Source organism: Nonomuraea indica, from assembly GCF_002850745.1.
Classification (GTDB): Bacteria; Actinomycetota; Actinomycetes; order Streptosporangiales; family Streptosporangiaceae; genus Nonomuraea; species Nonomuraea indica.
Window position 1 is genome coordinate 181,644 of the sequence record NZ_KZ559472.1, and the last position, 14,307, is coordinate 195,950.

General features: G+C 69.3%; 14 protein-coding genes and 1 tRNA gene. 7 read left to right on the forward strand and 8 right to left on the reverse strand.

Translation table 11 applies throughout. The annotated features are described in order from the left end of the window. The first annotated feature begins 25 nt into the window (after positions 1–25). A complete protein-coding gene (locus tag CXR44_RS19555) occupies positions 26–448 on the forward strand; it encodes a pyridoxamine 5'-phosphate oxidase family protein (protein ID WP_101787519.1) in 423 nt (140 codons plus the stop codon). Between the two features lie 31 nt (positions 449–479). Here CXR44_RS19555 and CXR44_RS19560 read toward each other — a convergent pair whose 3' ends face one another. Continuing rightward, positions 480–974, reverse strand: a complete 495-nt coding sequence (locus tag CXR44_RS19560; RefSeq protein WP_144070018.1) for a hypothetical protein — start codon at positions 972–974, stop codon at positions 480–482. Positions 975–1,177: 203 nt separating this feature from the next. Here CXR44_RS19560 and CXR44_RS19565 point away from each other — a divergent pair, with 203 nt between their 5' ends. Further along, a complete protein-coding gene (locus CXR44_RS19565) occupies positions 1,178–2,008 on the forward strand; it encodes a universal stress protein (RefSeq protein ID WP_342748567.1) in 831 nt (276 codons plus the stop codon). 101 nt (positions 2,009–2,109) lie between these two features. Here the strand turns inward: CXR44_RS19565 and CXR44_RS19570 are convergent, their stop codons facing one another. Further along, complete coding sequence (locus CXR44_RS19570) at positions 2,110–2,550, reverse strand: hypothetical protein (RefSeq protein WP_101787521.1); 441 nt, start codon at positions 2,548–2,550, stop codon at positions 2,110–2,112. A gap of 429 nt (positions 2,551–2,979) precedes the next feature. Here CXR44_RS19570 and CXR44_RS19575 point away from each other — a divergent pair, with 429 nt between their 5' ends. The 4 genes from CXR44_RS19575 (at position 2,980) to CXR44_RS19585 (ending at position 6,458) form a co-directional block, all read left to right on the forward strand. Next, on the forward strand, positions 2,980–3,819 hold the full coding sequence (locus tag CXR44_RS19575; RefSeq protein WP_245899273.1) for a YihY/virulence factor BrkB family protein: 840 nt from the start codon (positions 2,980–2,982) through the stop codon (positions 3,817–3,819). A 54-nt stretch (positions 3,820–3,873) separates the two neighbouring features. After that, positions 3,874–5,013 carry a hypothetical protein gene (locus CXR44_RS19580; protein WP_144070019.1) on the forward strand — a complete coding sequence of 380 codons (1,140 nt, stop codon included), beginning with the start codon at positions 3,874–3,876 and terminating at the stop codon, positions 5,011–5,013. A 548-nt stretch (positions 5,014–5,561) separates the two neighbouring features. Continuing rightward, positions 5,562–5,738: a hypothetical protein gene (locus CXR44_RS39525; protein WP_180903571.1), complete on the forward strand. Its 177-nt coding sequence runs from the start codon at positions 5,562–5,564 to the stop codon at positions 5,736–5,738. Positions 5,739–5,867: 129 nt separating this feature from the next. Then, positions 5,868–6,458 (forward strand): DUF4240 domain-containing protein, encoded by a 591-nt coding sequence (locus tag CXR44_RS19585; protein WP_180903573.1) that lies wholly within the window; start codon positions 5,868–5,870, stop codon positions 6,456–6,458. A gap of 45 nt (positions 6,459–6,503) precedes the next feature. Here the strand turns inward: CXR44_RS19585 and CXR44_RS19590 are convergent, their stop codons facing one another. Then, positions 6,504–6,863, reverse strand: a complete 360-nt coding sequence (locus tag CXR44_RS19590) for a hypothetical protein (RefSeq protein WP_101787525.1) — start codon at positions 6,861–6,863, stop codon at positions 6,504–6,506. 220 nt (positions 6,864–7,083) lie between these two features. Between CXR44_RS19590 and CXR44_RS19595 the strand changes: the two genes are divergently transcribed. Beyond that, a complete protein-coding gene (locus CXR44_RS19595; protein ID WP_101787526.1) occupies positions 7,084–7,281 on the forward strand; it encodes a hypothetical protein in 198 nt (65 codons plus the stop codon). Positions 7,282–7,659: 378 nt separating this feature from the next. Here CXR44_RS19595 and CXR44_RS19600 read toward each other — a convergent pair whose 3' ends face one another. The 5 genes from CXR44_RS19600 to gyrB all read right to left on the reverse strand — a co-directional run bounded on the left by CXR44_RS19600 (position 7,660) and on the right by gyrB (position 13,457). Continuing rightward, complete coding sequence (locus CXR44_RS19600; RefSeq protein WP_101787527.1) at positions 7,660–7,914, reverse strand: hypothetical protein; 255 nt, start codon at positions 7,912–7,914, stop codon at positions 7,660–7,662. A gap of 176 nt (positions 7,915–8,090) precedes the next feature. After that, a tRNA-Ile gene (locus CXR44_RS19605) sits at positions 8,091–8,164 on the reverse strand. A 133-nt stretch (positions 8,165–8,297) separates the two neighbouring features. Continuing rightward, positions 8,298–8,969 (reverse strand): DUF3566 domain-containing protein, encoded by a 672-nt coding sequence (locus tag CXR44_RS19610; protein WP_101787528.1) that lies wholly within the window; start codon positions 8,967–8,969, stop codon positions 8,298–8,300. Positions 8,970–8,972: 3 nt separating this feature from the next. Beyond that, positions 8,973–11,480 (reverse strand): DNA gyrase subunit A, encoded by a 2,508-nt coding sequence (gyrA, locus tag CXR44_RS19615; protein ID WP_101787529.1) that lies wholly within the window; start codon positions 11,478–11,480, stop codon positions 8,973–8,975. Between the two features lie 33 nt (positions 11,481–11,513). After that, on the reverse strand, positions 11,514–13,457 hold the full coding sequence (gyrB, locus tag CXR44_RS19620; RefSeq protein WP_101787530.1) for a DNA topoisomerase (ATP-hydrolyzing) subunit B: 1,944 nt from the start codon (positions 13,455–13,457) through the stop codon (positions 11,514–11,516). Positions 13,458–14,307 lie beyond the last annotated feature (850 nt).

Consider the following 14,307-nt stretch of genomic DNA (forward strand, 5'->3'; position numbering starts at 1 on the left):
CGACCTACATGGGCGGATCGTCGAGATGACGTCCCGCGATCTCGAAGAACTGTCAACGGCGGAGGCGCTGCGCCTGCTGGCCGGGGTGCCGATCGGCCGCATCGTGTTCACCCGGCACGCGCTCCCCGCGATCCGGCCGGTGAACTACCTCGTCGCCGACGGTCAGATCGTCATCCGGTCCAATCCGGGCACCGTGCTGAGCACGGAGGTGGCGCCGTCGGGCTCGGTGGTGGCGTTCGAGGCCGACGAACTGGACGCCGAACGCCGCCTGGGCTGGAGCGTGATCGTCACCGGCGTGGCCCGGCTGGTGGACGACCCGGAGGAGGCGGCGCGCTACAAGGCGAGGCTGCGCCCGTGGGTGGCGGGGGAGATGGACCAGGTGGTCCGCATCAGCCCCGAGATCGTCACAGGTTTCCGCCTGCGCCCCGCCTCACCCGCACTCACCTGACCCCCGCCGCCGCACCCCCCACCACGCTCGCTCACGCCCGGCGGCCGTCCCCGTCGGCGAGCAGCCAGGCCGCCGTGGCCGTCAGCGCCGCGCCCGATCCGGTCAGCAGCGTTCCAAGGCCGATGACCAGCGTCGTGACCTCCCACGCCTGGTAGGCGTTCAGCAGCGAGGCGCGCAGCATCTGACCGGTGAACGCGGTCTGCCGCAGCGCCGCGAGCTTCTCGTCCGTGCCCCCGGCGGCCATCAGGTCGGCGCTGACCTGGGCGTAGGTCCGGCCGCCCGTCGCCGTCCGCACGTTGCCCTCGATCATCTGCGCGTACCGGCGGGCCTCGGGCCCCGTCAGCACCTCCCTGCCCGCGTCGGCGTCGTGTCCCTTGTCCGGAAAGGTGATCGACTGCGCGCGCAGCTCGGCCTGGATCTCGGCCCGCCCCTTCCGGCCTCGGACCACCATGACCGGGCCCGCGGCCAGCATCGACGCACCGGCGGCACCCAGCAGCGCCACCGCCGTCCTCCGGACAACACTCATCTCCCACTCCTTCCGGCGGCCGCTCTTCGGGGCCGCTCTACGAGTCTTGGAGCAGCGGCCGCCCGGCGTGAGGGCCACTGGTCCCGGCGAAACGGCCCGAAGGTCCCGCGTGAGCGCACGGGAAGGCTCCGACGCGGCTGCCCGGCGACATGCGCTACTGAGCCGGTGCCCTTCGGGTAGTGGTCGTGGTGGGAGGCGAATGCATGATGGCTGGTCAGATCGTGGTGGGTGTGGACGGGTCCGCGCCGGCGACCGCTGCCGTGGAGTGGGCGGCGGCCGACGCCGGGAGACGCCGGCTCGGCCTGAGGCTGGTGCACGTGTGCGAGCAGTGGACGCCCGAACGGGGGGAGCCGGAGCACTGCGCCGGGGCGTTGGAGGCCGCCGCCGGCAGGGCGCGCACGCTCGCCCCGGGGGTGGACGTGGGCACCGAGATGCTGACGGGCCGGGTGATCAACACCCTGGTGGCGGCGTCGGCCGCGGCCGACAGCCTGGTCGTGGGGAGCCGGGGTCTCGGCGGGTTCGCCCAGCTGATCCTCGGCTCGACCAGCCTGGCCCTGGCCGGGCACGCCGCCGGGCCGGTGGTGATCGTACGCGAGGGGGAGATGGCCCGCCACGGGGAGATCGTGGTCGGCGACGACGGGTCGGAGCCCGCGAAGGCGGCCGTGGAGTACGCCGTCGAGCAGGCCCGCGCCCGCGACGCGCGACTGCGCGTGGTGTACGCCTGGCAGGCGCCGCTGCTGGCGCCGTACGCCGCCGCCTACAGCGTGCTGGACGACGAGGACTACCGGCAGGCGTCCCAGGCGGCGGCGCAGCGCGTGCTCGCCTGGCGGGAGCGGGCCCCGGACGTGTCGATCGCCGACGACCAGGTGTGCGACCATCCCGTCGCCGCGCTGATGAAGGCGGCGGCCACGGCGGACCTGGTGGTGGTCGGCGCACGCGGGCTCGGCGGGTTCGCCTCCACCGTGCTGGGGTCGGTCAGTCACGGCGTGCTGCACCACGTGACGTGCCCGGTCGCGGTGGTACGGCCGCGCTAGCACGTACGCACTCACCCGGCCGGCCGCCCGATACGCACGTACTCACCCGGCCGGCCGGCGGGCACGTACGCGCTCACCCGGCAGCGCTCACCCGGGAACGCTCACCTCTCCTCGTCCTCAGGCGGCGGACGGCCCGGTTCGCGGAACTCGGGCACCTCCGGCTCGGACGCGGCCGGCGTCGGGTTCAGCGCCTCCAGGGGAGTGTCGTCCCACGCGGCCCGCGCCGCCTCGGCGGTGCTCTCCACCGCCTCGATCGGCGGAGGCCTCTCCAGCAGGCCCAGCGTGTCCTGCCGGCCCCGGCCGCGGACGACGCCGTTGATCGCCTCGGCCATCTCGCGCCGGGTGTAGGCGCCCTCCGGCACTTCGTTGAGCTGCGCCAGCATGTCGGCGGTCAGGTGGACGTGGGCGGACGCGCAGGAGTAGACCTCGCGTACCGCGGCCCTGTCACGATCACGGTAGACCTCGTCGAGGACCTGCCGCATCTCCTCCAGCCAGACCTGGTCGGCCATCTCGTCCCCCTCCCAGCCGTTCGGACCGGTCACTGTCCCGTTCCGGCCTCATGATGCTCGACGGGGGAGTGCCGAAACCTGGCTCCGCGCCGTCGGTCCCGCCGGGCGGGTTCCTTCCCCAGCAGGTACGGGCTCGCCGGTGGCGCTGCCGGGAAGGGGATCGGCCCCTTGGCGCCGACCGTGACCGGCGGCGCCCATGACCTCGGCCCCGCCCTTTCGTGCTTCGTGCCGGGAAACCGGTGGAGGGATCGGATCCGCGTCTCGGGTAGTGTCGTTGCGCCCCGCCAACTTTCTCCCGACGGCACGGTGAGCCATCTTCTGCGAAACGACCGCGGCGTGCGACCACGGCCGCGTTCCGCCGACGTACCGGCCCCGGCCATGAGCGTCGCCCGGCGCTGGGCCGGCCGGATGTCCACAGGCTGGAGGCGAGCGCGAAGCCGGCACGGCTGGTTGGACCACACGGTGCGGGCCCTGGTCCGCTACGACAAGGCCGACGCCGGCCGGCTCTCGGCGGCCCTCACCTACTACTCCTTCTTCGCCACCTTCGCCCTGGCCCTGCTGGGGTTCGCGATCCTCAGCCGCATCCTCGACTACCCGCCGGCGCTGGCCGAGGTGCAGCGCTACCTGAGCGACACCTTCCCGCGCCTGGACGTCCAGGCGCTTCGCGACGCCGGCGGGACGGCCGGGCTGGTGGCCTGCGTGGCTCTGCCGCTGACGGGCCTGTTCTGGATGGACACCCTGCGCTCGGCGACCAGGGCGATCTGGCGGCTCGAGGAGTACCCGGGCAACTTCTTCCTGCGCCAGCTCATCGACCTGGGCGTGGTGGCCGGGCTCGGGCTGCTGCTCTCCCTGTCGCTCACCGTCGTCTTCGCCGCCGAGTCGGCCCTGACCTGGCTCGCGGTGCACACCGTGGGCGTGGACGCCACCCCCGCCCGGTGGGTGCTGTCAGCCGCGGCGTTCGTGCTCGGCATCGCCGTCAACACCCTGCTGGCCATGGCGCTGCTGACCGCGCCACCGCGGCTGCACCTGCCGCTGCGCCGGGTGATCGGCCCGGCGCTCGTCATCACGACCGGCCTGGAGATCCTCAAGACCCTGGGTCAGGCCGTGCTCAACCTCACCGCCGCCAACCCCGCCTACCAGGTCGTCACGGGAGCGGTGGCGATGCTGCTGTTCCTCAAGATGCTCAACCAGCTCATCCTGTTCGCCACCGCGCTGGCGGCCACCAGCCTCACCGGCGGCGTCACCGACCTGGCCACCCCGTCGAGCCGGCCACGTCCGGCCTCGACGAACGCCAGGTCATGATGGTGGTATACACGGGCGATGAACGAGCCGAATGCCGATGTGCTTCAACCTGCGATGCTCGAACGTCGAGTCGAGCCAAGCCGCTACGGGGGCGTGGTCCGGCCGGACAAGACCGTACGGTGGGCGAGGGACGAGCTCGATCAGGTCAGGCGGATGCGTGGGCGGTCCCCCGACGCGTGGCCCACGCCGACCGCCTTGCCCGAGTCGCTGGACCGGCTCGCCCAGCTGCTGACAGAGCTGGGATGGGACGACCTCGCCTGTCTGGCTCGCCGGGAAGAACTGGCGGTCTGTCGCACACTGTCCGCCGGCCGACCGGGCCTGTTCACCGACCGGGTCGTCCGTGCCCTGGTCGCGTTACGCGACAACCTCCTGGACTGCAAGCGGTACGAGGAAGCACTCGAGGTCGTCGAGGAGCTCCTGCGGCTGTCGGAGACCGACCGATCCGCGCGGGAAGAAGCCCCGCGGGCCCGCTACTGGCGGACGAAGTTCCTGACCAGGCTCGGCCGTGACCGCGAGGCGGTGGAGTCCGCGGCCGAGGCGGTGACCGAGATCCGCGAACGGCTCCAGCACGCCCGGGCCGCATCGGCCGGCGTCGAGCTCATCCACGCGTTGACGGCCTACGCGGACGGCCTGGACAGGACCGGCCGTGCCGCCGAGGCCGCCGAGGTGAGCGCCGAGATCACGGCGGCCTGGTGGCAACAGGACGACTGCACGTTCCAGTTCCTCGACGCGCTGGACCTGCGCAGCGAACGGCTCGTCCGCAGCGGGCAGCCCGAACAGGCGCACGCGTGCATCGTCGAGGGGATCGAGAAGATGCGGCGCCGCAAGCGCGAGACCTCCCAGGCAGAGGGCTGGCGCAGCCTCGGCGTCCGCCTGCTCGACCTGGGTGCGCCGGAAGCGGCGCTGACCGCCGTCGAGGAAGCGGTACAGCTCTACCGCCTCAGAGCGCGTGCTCGTCAGGAGGGGCACCGGCGGCTGGAGGCGGAGGACGACTGGGACGACGATCACCGCTTCTCCGAGGCCTACCTGCTGGAGCGGCGAAGCAAGGAGCTGAAGGCCACGCGGAAGGAGGTCCGTCGAGCCGAACGGGACCTGCGTGACGCCCTGCTCGCCTTGAGCGCCTGCCTGCGGCGGCTCGGCCGCGTCGACGAGGCTTCGGCGGCCGACGCCGAAGCCGCCACTCTTCCCGGTTAGGGTCGCTCCGAACGGCGACCTCCTGACGGACGGCGAGCCTGTCGTCCCTGATCGCTGTGACCGTCGGCGTCCTCTTGCGGCATTCTGGACCGAGCTCGGCGGCTCAGCCACGATGAGGGCATGACGAAGAACGGATCAACGCGGCCGCCGGCGGCTGCCGGGGGAGCAGGCTCACGCCCGAACTGGCCGGCCGTGAGCGCTCTTGCGGGGGCGATCGCCGCCCTGATCGCGCTGATCGCCTACCTGAGGCCGCCTGTCCCGCCCCACTCCAACACGACACTCCCCACCCCGGCCCCGCAGTCCTCGTCACCGGACCCGGGCAGCACCCCGTCCGCACCGCCGACCCCACTCCATCGCCCGAGTCCAGCACGCCCGAGCCACCGCCGCCAAGTTCCACGCGACCGGTTCCGGTTTCCCCCGCGCCGCTGCCGGCGATCCGTCCCGGCGGCTGCGACGAGGCGGCGGCGGCGCTGACCGCGTACCACCGGAACGCCGGGACCGTCCGCAGCAGCCAGGCAGCCGCGGCTCAGCAGACGTACCAGGACCTGATGGGCGCTGTCCTCGACGCGCAAGGAGTGGTGGGGGCGAAGATCAGCCGACTGGCCCGCGAGTTCCAGGAACTGAGCTTCCGCTTGTCCGGCATGGTCAACGCCGACCCCGAACAGGTGCTCGCGGATATCAACACCGACGCCGCGGAGCTCAGGAGGCTCTGCGAAGCCACCTGACCTGACGACACGTCACAACCGCACCGCCACTGTCGAGCGGGAGATCCACACGCACGAACGGGCCGTCACGGCACCCTCAACCGGGCGAAGAGCCGGCATTGTCGTCGGTCCATGCCAAGATCGGCCGTCATGGACATCGACGAGTTCTGGCACCTGATCGAGGAGTCCGCACGTGAAACCACCGGGAAGGTGGCACGCGCGCAATGGCTCCATGAGCGATTGGTGACCCGTCCAGCGGAGGACATCATCGATTACGCCTCATGGATGGAGGTCGCCCGACGCAGGGTGGACACACATCTGATGGGGGGCGCTGCGTCCGCCTTACACCTGGTGGGCGGTATGGACAGCGTCTGGTACTTCTACTCGTGGGTCATCAGCCTGGGCCGGGAGACCTTCGAACGGGTCACGAGCGACCCCGACACCCTCATGGACGTTCCAGAGATCCGCCGCTTCAACCTCATACAACGAGACCGCGCCCCGCGCACGGACGAGGACCTGCCGGAGTTCGAGGCGTTCGGCTACGTGGCAGGCATGGCGTGGGAGCAAGCGACAGGCAGGGACCGGGGCGCCCTTGACGCTGCCCTTGAGGCCCGCGGTCATGAGCTCCACGCCTTGCCCGATCCCACTGATGAGGAGTGGGATTCGGACGACGAGGAGGAGTCGGCACGCAGATTGCCCCGCACCAACCGCTACATCCGCGAGCTGTATGGCCGTGCCTAGATCACCGTTGCAGTACTCGCTGCAGTACGCGTCCGCCGGAACCCCTCACTGCCCGAAGGAGAACCGGAGCTGAGCGTTGATCAGGAAGTTGAGCCGGTGACGCAGACGACCGATCACGGCCTGTTCCGGAGCTTCCGCAGGTGTGAGCAGCGTCCAGCGCAGTGAGCACCCGCCATCATCGGCCGGCCGGAGGTCGTACCGGATCTCGTCATCGGGCCTTTCCGGCCACAGTGACGACCAGACCACGAGCTCCGGCTCCACCGCCCTCAGAATGCGTGGGCTGACTTCGTCGGGGTTCAGGTCCAGCCACTGCCGTCCGCCAGGTCGCCAGGGGTCGGTCAGGCTCTCCCACACGATGCGAGGGGGCGGCGGCTGCCTACGCTCTCGCGCACCCAGTTCGATCATTTCCGCAGTCTAGAAGGCAGCCGTCACACGGCCGTTGTCCACCAGGCACATGACCTCTGGACCTGCTGCGGCACAGATCAGCGTGACAGCCATCCTGCCCGCGCTTCCCCGCCACCCCGTCGTTGACCACCCTGACAGGCACGACCGCGACATCGACAGAAGTCAGTCTCAGGGCTTCGAGAGGATGGCCACATCCCGCCGACAGGGCAGACTCGAAACCATGACCCGGCACGGCATCGACCACAACAGGCTCAAGGTCACCTCCCGGCGGCAGATCGCCCACCTGCGCGCTCGACGCGCCCATGAACGTCAATGGCGCGACGTGCGCAAATTGGCCCGCCTCTATCGGCAGGTACGGCTCGCCGCGATCCTGATCGGCATCACCGCGACGATCGTCGTAGCCCTGCTGCGTACGTAGGACGTCCTGCCGCCGCGTCACATCGGGTCACGATGGAGATCTACACCCACATTGACGGCGCGAGCCAGGAGGACGCGATCGATAAGCTCGTGGGCCGTCCGCTGGTGGGGCTCCCAGACTCGAACCTGGGACCTCTGCCTTATCAGCACGATCGTTCACCGCGTCGTACGACTCCCGCCACGAAACCCCTGGTGTGGCGGACTGAATTCATGCGTGCTCGTTCGGCAGAGTTGCTGTCTTCGTTGCCGTCAACGTCCCCGGCCAGAACCCCGTGATCGCCTCTTACTTCCTCCCGTGCCAGGGCTTACGCCAGCCACTCGACCACTCGCCGTCACTCCGATTCCGCGATCATCCCGGAGCTGAGTCCCCACCGGAGGCTCACTCTTGCTTTAGTTTGCCGGCACGCCATGGATGATCCTTGTAGCGGAGAGCGTCAATCAGAAACCGGCTGTAACCGCTGGCCTGCACAACTTCGTCAATCTTCTCGGTGCGAGCATGCGGCGGTAACAGCTGCTGAATGAGGCGGGCGATCTGAGCGCGAGTCTGCTGGAGTTCGCCGGCCATGTAGCGCTCTTCTTCTCCTAGTCGGCGCAGCTCGGCATACCGCCCGTCGGTCTGTGTGCTGTCGGACATGCCGTCACTGTAAGGCCACGGTGGTTTGTCTCCTTGCGCGTGGCTCGCGCGAGACCGGCCACAGGCCGCATGCTCGCGTCTTTCCCGGCGAGGACTGAGAGGCATAGTCACTCACTTGGTCACCCAGAAGATCAAAAAGGCCACTTCCCGCGATGGGAAATGGCCTCTGAGCTGGGTGGGGCTACCAGGACTTGAACCTGGGACCTCTTCCTTATCAGGGAAGCGCTCTAACCGACTGAGCTATAGCCCCGCGCACACCGAACGTATCGCATCCCGCTCAGGGGCGCGAACCGGTTGCTCGGACGAGGAAAAGCTTACAGCCTTCCGGACCGTGCTTGCGCCGCACTCCGAGGGAATGCGGCGCAAGCTCGCGAATCCGGCCGCTACTCGGCCTCGCTGAAGGTCACCTCGACGCCGCCCACGAGGTCGGAGGCGACGTTGTAGATGACGGCCCCCAGCGTGGCGAGGGCCGTGATGAGCACCACGTTCACGGCGCCGATGAGCGCCGTGTAGCCCAGGATGCGGACCGGCTCGAACCAGGAGGCGATGTCGAGGGGCAGCGCCTGCTGCCCCTGCTCGCCCTTGCCGAGCTGGTTGACCAGGTCCACGAGCGAGTCGAACACGCCCAGAGCGGACAGCACGCCGTACAGGACGGCCACTGCCACGAACAGCACCACGAAGCAGACCAGTGACACCACGAAGCTGAACTTCATGGCCGACCACGGCTCGATGCGGCGCAGGACCAGATGGGCCTTGCGGGGGAGTCGGGCCCCCGACGAGTTGGAGCTCTTCTTCTTCGGCAGCTCGATCTTCGGGGGAGCCTCGGAGGTCAGGGAGGGGCGGATGCGGCCGCCGTCCTTGCCGTCCTTGGCTTCCTCCCTCGACGGGCCCTGCGAGGGAGGCGCCGGAGCGGCCGGCACGGGGTGCACGGCCGTGGCGTTGTCCTCGTCGGGCTTGTCGAAGATCTCCGTTTCGCTGGACTTCTTAGGCTGCTGCTTCCCGTTTTCCCGAGCCGCCTTGGTCCTGGCGCTGGCGCTGCCGCCCTGGGCGCTCATGACTTACTCTCCTCCCCCGTCTTCCTCGGTGTCCACCGCAGTCTCCATAGACTCGGCGTTGCGGGCGAGGGCCACCACACTGTCGCCATCGGCGAGATTCATCAATCGCACTCCCATGGTCTGGCGGCCGGACTGCTTGATCTCGCCGGCACTCGTCCGGATCACCCCACCGGCGGATGTGATCGCGAAGACCTCATCCTCTGGGTTGACCATGACGGCTCCGACCAGCTTGCCACGGGAACTCACGATTTTCGCAGTCAGCACGCCCTTACCGCCCCGACCTTGAACCGGATACTGCTCAACTGGGGTCCGCTTGGCGTACCCAGCCTTCGTGGCGATAAGCACATCTTGTCCGTCTGCGATCCTATTCATGGCGAGAAGTTCGTCGCCGTCCAAGAACCGCATTCCGATGACGCCGCTGGTCGCGCGGCCCATCGGGCGCAGCGCCTCGTCCGAGGCGGTGAACCGGATCGCCTGCGCCCCCTTGGAGACGAGCAGCAGATCGTCCTCCTCGGAGACGAGCCGGGCCCCGATGACCTCGTCGTCGTCACGCAGGTTGATCGCGATGAGACCGCCGGACCTGGGGGAGTCGTACTCCGACAGGCGGGTCTTCTTGACCAGACCGCTGCGGGTGGCGAGCACCAGGTAGGGGGCGACGTCGTAGTCGCGCAGGTCGAGGACCTCCATGACCGTCTCGTCGGGCTGCATCGCCAGCAGGTTGGCCAGGTGCATGCCGCGCGCGTCACGCCCCGAGTCGGGCAGTTCGTACGCCTTGACCCGGTAGACGCGGCCCTTGTTCGTGAAGAACAGCAGCCAGTGGTGGGTCGTGGTGACGAAGAAGTGGTCGACGATGTCGTCCTGGCGCAGCTGCGCCCCGCGCACGCCCTTGCCGCCGCGCTTCTGCGCCCGGTAGTGGTCGGTGCGGGTGCGCTTGGCGTAGCCGCCGCGCGTGATGGTGACGACGACGTCCTCTTCAGCGATGAGGTCCTCGATCGACATGTCGCCGTCGTAGGCGGTGATCTCGGTACGGCGGTCCTCGCCGTAGCGGTTGACCACCTCGGTCAGCTCGTCGCCGACGATCTGCCGCTGCCGGGACTCCGAGGACAGGATGTCCTGGTAGTCGGCGATCTGCGCCATGAGCTGGTCGTACTCGTCCTGGATCGCCTGGCGCTCCAGGGCGGCCAGCTTGCGCAGCTGCATGTCGAGGATGGCCTGCGCCTGCACCTCGTCGATGTCGAGCAACCCCATGAGGCCCTGCTGGGCCGCGGCGGCCGACTCGGAGGCGCGGATGAGGGCGATGACGTCGTCGAGCCGGTCGAGCGCCTTGAGCAGCGCGCGCAGGATGTGGGCGCGCTCCTCCGCCTTGCGCAGCAGGTAGCGCGTACGGCGGACGATGACCTCGATCTGGTGGGTCACGTAGTGCGAGATGAACTGGTCGAGCCGCAGCGTCCGCGGCACCCCGTCGACCAGGGCCAGCATGTTGGCGCCGAACGTGTCCTGGAGCTGGGTGTGCTTGTAGAGGTTGTTCAGCACGACCTTGGCGACGGCGTCGCGCTTGAGCACGATCACCAGGCGCTGGCCGACCCGGGAGGACGACTCCTCGCGCACGTCGGCGATGCCGGAGATCTTGCCCTGCTTGACCAGCTCGGCGATCTTGAGCGCGAGGTTGTCCGGGTTGACCTGGTAGGGCAGCTCGGTGACCACGAGGGCGTGGCGGCCCTTGTTGTCCTCCTCGACCTCGACGACCGCCCGCATCGTGATCGAGCCACGGCCCGTGCGGTAGGCGTCCTCGATGCCCCGGCGGCCCACGATCAGCGCGTGGGTGGGGAAGTCGGGGCCCTTGACCCGGGCCATGGCGGCCTCGAGGAGCTCCTCCTCGGTCGCCTCCGGGTGCTCCAGCGCCCACTTGACGGCCTCGGCCACCTCACGCAGGTTGTGCGGCGGGATGTTGGTGGCCATGCCGACGGCGATGCCGCCCGAGCCGTTGACCAGCAGGTTGGGGAAGCGCGCCGGCAGGACGACCGGCTCCTGGGAGCGCCCGTCGTAGTTGGGCTGGAAGTCGACGGTGTCCTTGTCGATGTCGCGCAGCATCTCCATGGCGATGGGCGCGAGCTTGCACTCGGTGTAGCGCATCGCCGCGGGCGCGTCGTTGCCGGGGGAGCCGAAGTTGCCCTGACCGTCCACCAGCGGATGGCGCAGCGACCAGGTCTGCGCCAGGCGCACCAGCGTGTCGTAGATCGACGTGTCGCCATGGGGGTGGTAGGACCCCATGACGTCACCGACGACGCGCGAGCACTTGAAGTAACCGCGGTCGGGACGGTAGCCGCCGTCGTACATCGCGTAGAGGACGCGGCGGTGCACCGGCTTGAGGCCGTCACGCACATCAGGCAGCGCACGCGAGACGATGACCGACATCGCGTAGTCCATGTAGCTGCGCTGCATCTCGGTCTGGATGTCGACCGGTTCGATGCGATCCGGCGACGGTGGAGGCGGAGTGTTCACTTCCGTCACGTGTGTAGATCCTTTTCTGATGTACGGCTGTCGCTACACGTCCAGGAAACGGACATCTCGCGCATTGCGGATGATGAAGGCCCTGCGTGCCTCGACGTCCTCACCCATCAGCACGCTGAACATCTCGTCGGCCTGGGCGGCGTCGTCGAGCGTGGCCTGCAGCAGGATGCGGGTGTCGGGGTTCATGGTGGTCTCCCACAGCTGGTTGGCGTTCATCTCGCCGAGACCCTTGAACCGCTGGACACCGTCGTGGGCGCGCGGGTCACGCTTGCCGCGGGCGATGCCCTCCTGGATGATCGCGTCACGCTCGCGGTCGGAGTAGGCGTAGGAGGCGTCCTCGCCCTTCCGGTCCCACTTGATCTTGTAGAGGGGCGGCTGCGAAAGGTAGACGTGGCCGCCCTCGATCAGCGGACGCATGAACCTGAACAGCAGCGTCAGCAGCAGCGTGGTGATGTGCTGGCCGTCGACGTCGGCGTCGGCCATGAGGATCAGCTTGTTGTAGCGCAGCTTGCCGATGTCGAACTCGTCGTGCACGCCGGTGCCGAGCGCCGTGATCAGCGACTGGACCTCGACGTTCTGCAGGACCTTGTCGACGCGGGCCTTCTCGACGTTGAGGATCTTGCCCCGGATGGGCAGGATCGCCTGGAACCGGGAGTCGCGCCCGCCCTTGGCCGAGCCGCCGGCCGAGTTGCCCTCGACGATGAACAGCTCGCACTTGTCGGGGTCGTTCCACTGACAGTCGGCCAGCTTGCCGGGCAGGCCGCTGCCCGACTCCAGCAGCGACTTGCGCCGCGTCAGGTCACGGGCCTGACGGGCGGCGAGGCGCGCCCTGGCGGCCTGCAGCGACTTGTTGATGATGTCCTTGGCCTCGCCGGGGTTGCGCTCGAACCAGGCGCGCAGATGGTCGTTGCAGGCCTTCTGCACGAACGACTTGGCCTCGGTGTTGCCCAGCTTGGTCTTGGTCTGCCCCTCGAACTGGGGGTCGGCCAGCTTGATCGACACGATCGCGGTCAGGCCCTCGCGGACGTCCTCACCGGAGAGGTTGTCGTCCTTGCCCTCCTTGAGGAACTTCTGCTCGCGCGCGTAGCGGTTGACGATCGAGGTCAGCGCAGCCCGGAAGCCCTCCTCGTGGGTGCCGCCCTCGGCCGTGTTGATCGTGTTGGCGAACGTGTAGACCGACTCGGTGTAGGAGTTGTTCCACTGCATGGCGATCTCGACCGAGATGCCGTCACCGTGCTCCTCGAAGTCGATGACCGACGCGTGGGCCGGCTCCTTCTTCGAGTTGAGATGGGTGACGAAGTCGGACAGGCCGCCCTCGTAGTGGTACTCGACCTTGACCGGCTCGCCGTTGACGTGGTCGGGCCGCTCGTCGGCCAGCGTGATCGTCAGGCCCTTGTTGAGGAAGGCCATCTCCTGGAACCGGCGCGAGAGCGTCTCGAAGTTCCAGGTGGTGGTCTCGAAGATCTCGGGGTCGGCCCAGAACGTGATCGAGGTGCCCGTCTCGTCGGTCTCCTCGCCCTGGGCGAGCGGCGCGGTGGGCTTGGAGTGCTCGTAGCGCTGACGCCAGTAGTGGCCGTTCTGCTTGACCTCCACGTCCATGGCGGTCGACAGCGCGTTGACCACGGCGGAGCCGACGCCGTGCAGGCCGCCGGAGACCGCGTAGGACTTGCTGTCGAACTTGCCGCCGGCGTGCAGCGTGGTGAGGACGACCTCGACGGCGGAGCGCTTCTCCACGGGGTGGATGCCCGTGGGGATGCCGCGCCCGTTGTCGACGACGCGCACGCCGTTGTCGGCGAGCAGCGTCACGTCGATGCGGTCGGCATGGCCGGCGAGGGCCTCGTCGACCGCGTTGTCCACGATCTCGTAGACGAGGTGGTGCAGACCGCGCTCACCGGTCGAGCCGATATACATACCCGGGCGCTTGCGAACCGCCTCAAGCCCTTCGAGTACGGTGATTGAGCTAGCGTCGTAGGACAAGTGCCAAATCCTCCTGCCGCGGACACGCGGCAGGGAGCGCGTGTGCCGGCTGCCCCTGCCGTGCCCGTCACCGTCGTGAGTGCCCCGTTGCGTGCGTCACCCAGGGGAGTCGGCGTCGCGCTGCGCGCCGGGGGTGACACGCAAGCGGACGTGTCCGGAATCCGGTTTCATTCTACCGGCTCTCAGGCGCCGTGGTGGCATTGAACGCGCCTGAAATGGCCTGTCGCTTGTTTTCCCCCCATGCGAGCCTTCCCCCACGCGGGTGGAGGGTCATCGCGTCTGCGGCTGTCTGATCGGTCCTCGTGCAGTGCGGCCGTCGGAAGCGTACGCCGCCCGACCGACAGAACGGCCCGCTCGGGAGGCGGCGAAACGGGATCCCGCCGCGTCCGGAATCGCGCCCTCGCCACGACGCCCGCGGCGTCCCCGGCCCGGCCCGGCGCCCATGGGGCGGCGGCGCGTGAGGATGGGCTCGTACGTGGGGCGCGAGCCGCCCCGGCACGGCCCGCGCCCGGCGCCCACCGCACAGGCCGTGAACGGCTCGGGCCGTCACCGCGCCTCGCCGTGCGAATCATCACCGCGCCTCGCCGTGCGGGCCATCACCGCTTCTCACCGTGCGGATCACCACCGCGCCTCGCCGTGCGGGCGGGCGCACGGGTCTCGCCGTGCGGGCGGGCGCTGGTCAGGTCCGGCGGCCACCGAGGTCCGCGGGCAGGGGCTGTGGCCTGCCGGGTGGGCGGGCGCACAGGTCGCTCCTGGGGCGTGCGGGTGGCACTCCGCGTGCTTGGGCGGCGCTCGACGGGTTCGTACGAGGGCTGCCGACAGCCGACCCGGGCCCGGAACGGCACGGGGA

Bases quoted from the DNA above. Each gene is read 5' to 3' on its own strand.
- CXR44_RS19555 (WP_101787519.1), top strand. From the start codon at position 26: ATGACGTCCCGCGATCTCGAAGAACTGTCAACGGCGGAGGCGCTGCGC.
- CXR44_RS39525 (WP_180903571.1), top strand. From the start codon at position 5,562: ATGGGCGCTGTCCTCGACGCGCAAGGAGTGGTGGGGGCGAAGATCAGC.
- CXR44_RS19595 (WP_101787526.1), top strand. From the start codon at position 7,084: ATGACCCGGCACGGCATCGACCACAACAGGCTCAAGGTCACCTCCCGG.
- CXR44_RS19580 (WP_144070019.1), top strand. From the start codon at position 3,874: ATGCTCGAACGTCGAGTCGAGCCAAGCCGCTACGGGGGCGTGGTCCGG.
- CXR44_RS19560 (WP_144070018.1), bottom strand. From the start codon at position 974: ATGAGTGTTGTCCGGAGGACGGCGGTGGCGCTGCTGGGTGCCGCCGGT.
- CXR44_RS19585 (WP_180903573.1), top strand. From the start codon at position 5,868: ATGGACATCGACGAGTTCTGGCACCTGATCGAGGAGTCCGCACGTGAA.
- CXR44_RS19610 (WP_101787528.1), bottom strand. From the start codon at position 8,969: ATGAGCGCCCAGGGCGGCAGCGCCAGCGCCAGGACCAAGGCGGCTCGG.
- CXR44_RS19590 (WP_101787525.1), bottom strand. From the start codon at position 6,863: ATGATCGAACTGGGTGCGCGAGAGCGTAGGCAGCCGCCGCCCCCTCGC.
- CXR44_RS19600 (WP_101787527.1), bottom strand. From the start codon at position 7,914: ATGTCCGACAGCACACAGACCGACGGGCGGTATGCCGAGCTGCGCCGA.
- CXR44_RS19565 (WP_342748567.1), top strand. From the start codon at position 1,178: ATGATGGCTGGTCAGATCGTGGTGGGTGTGGACGGGTCCGCGCCGGCG.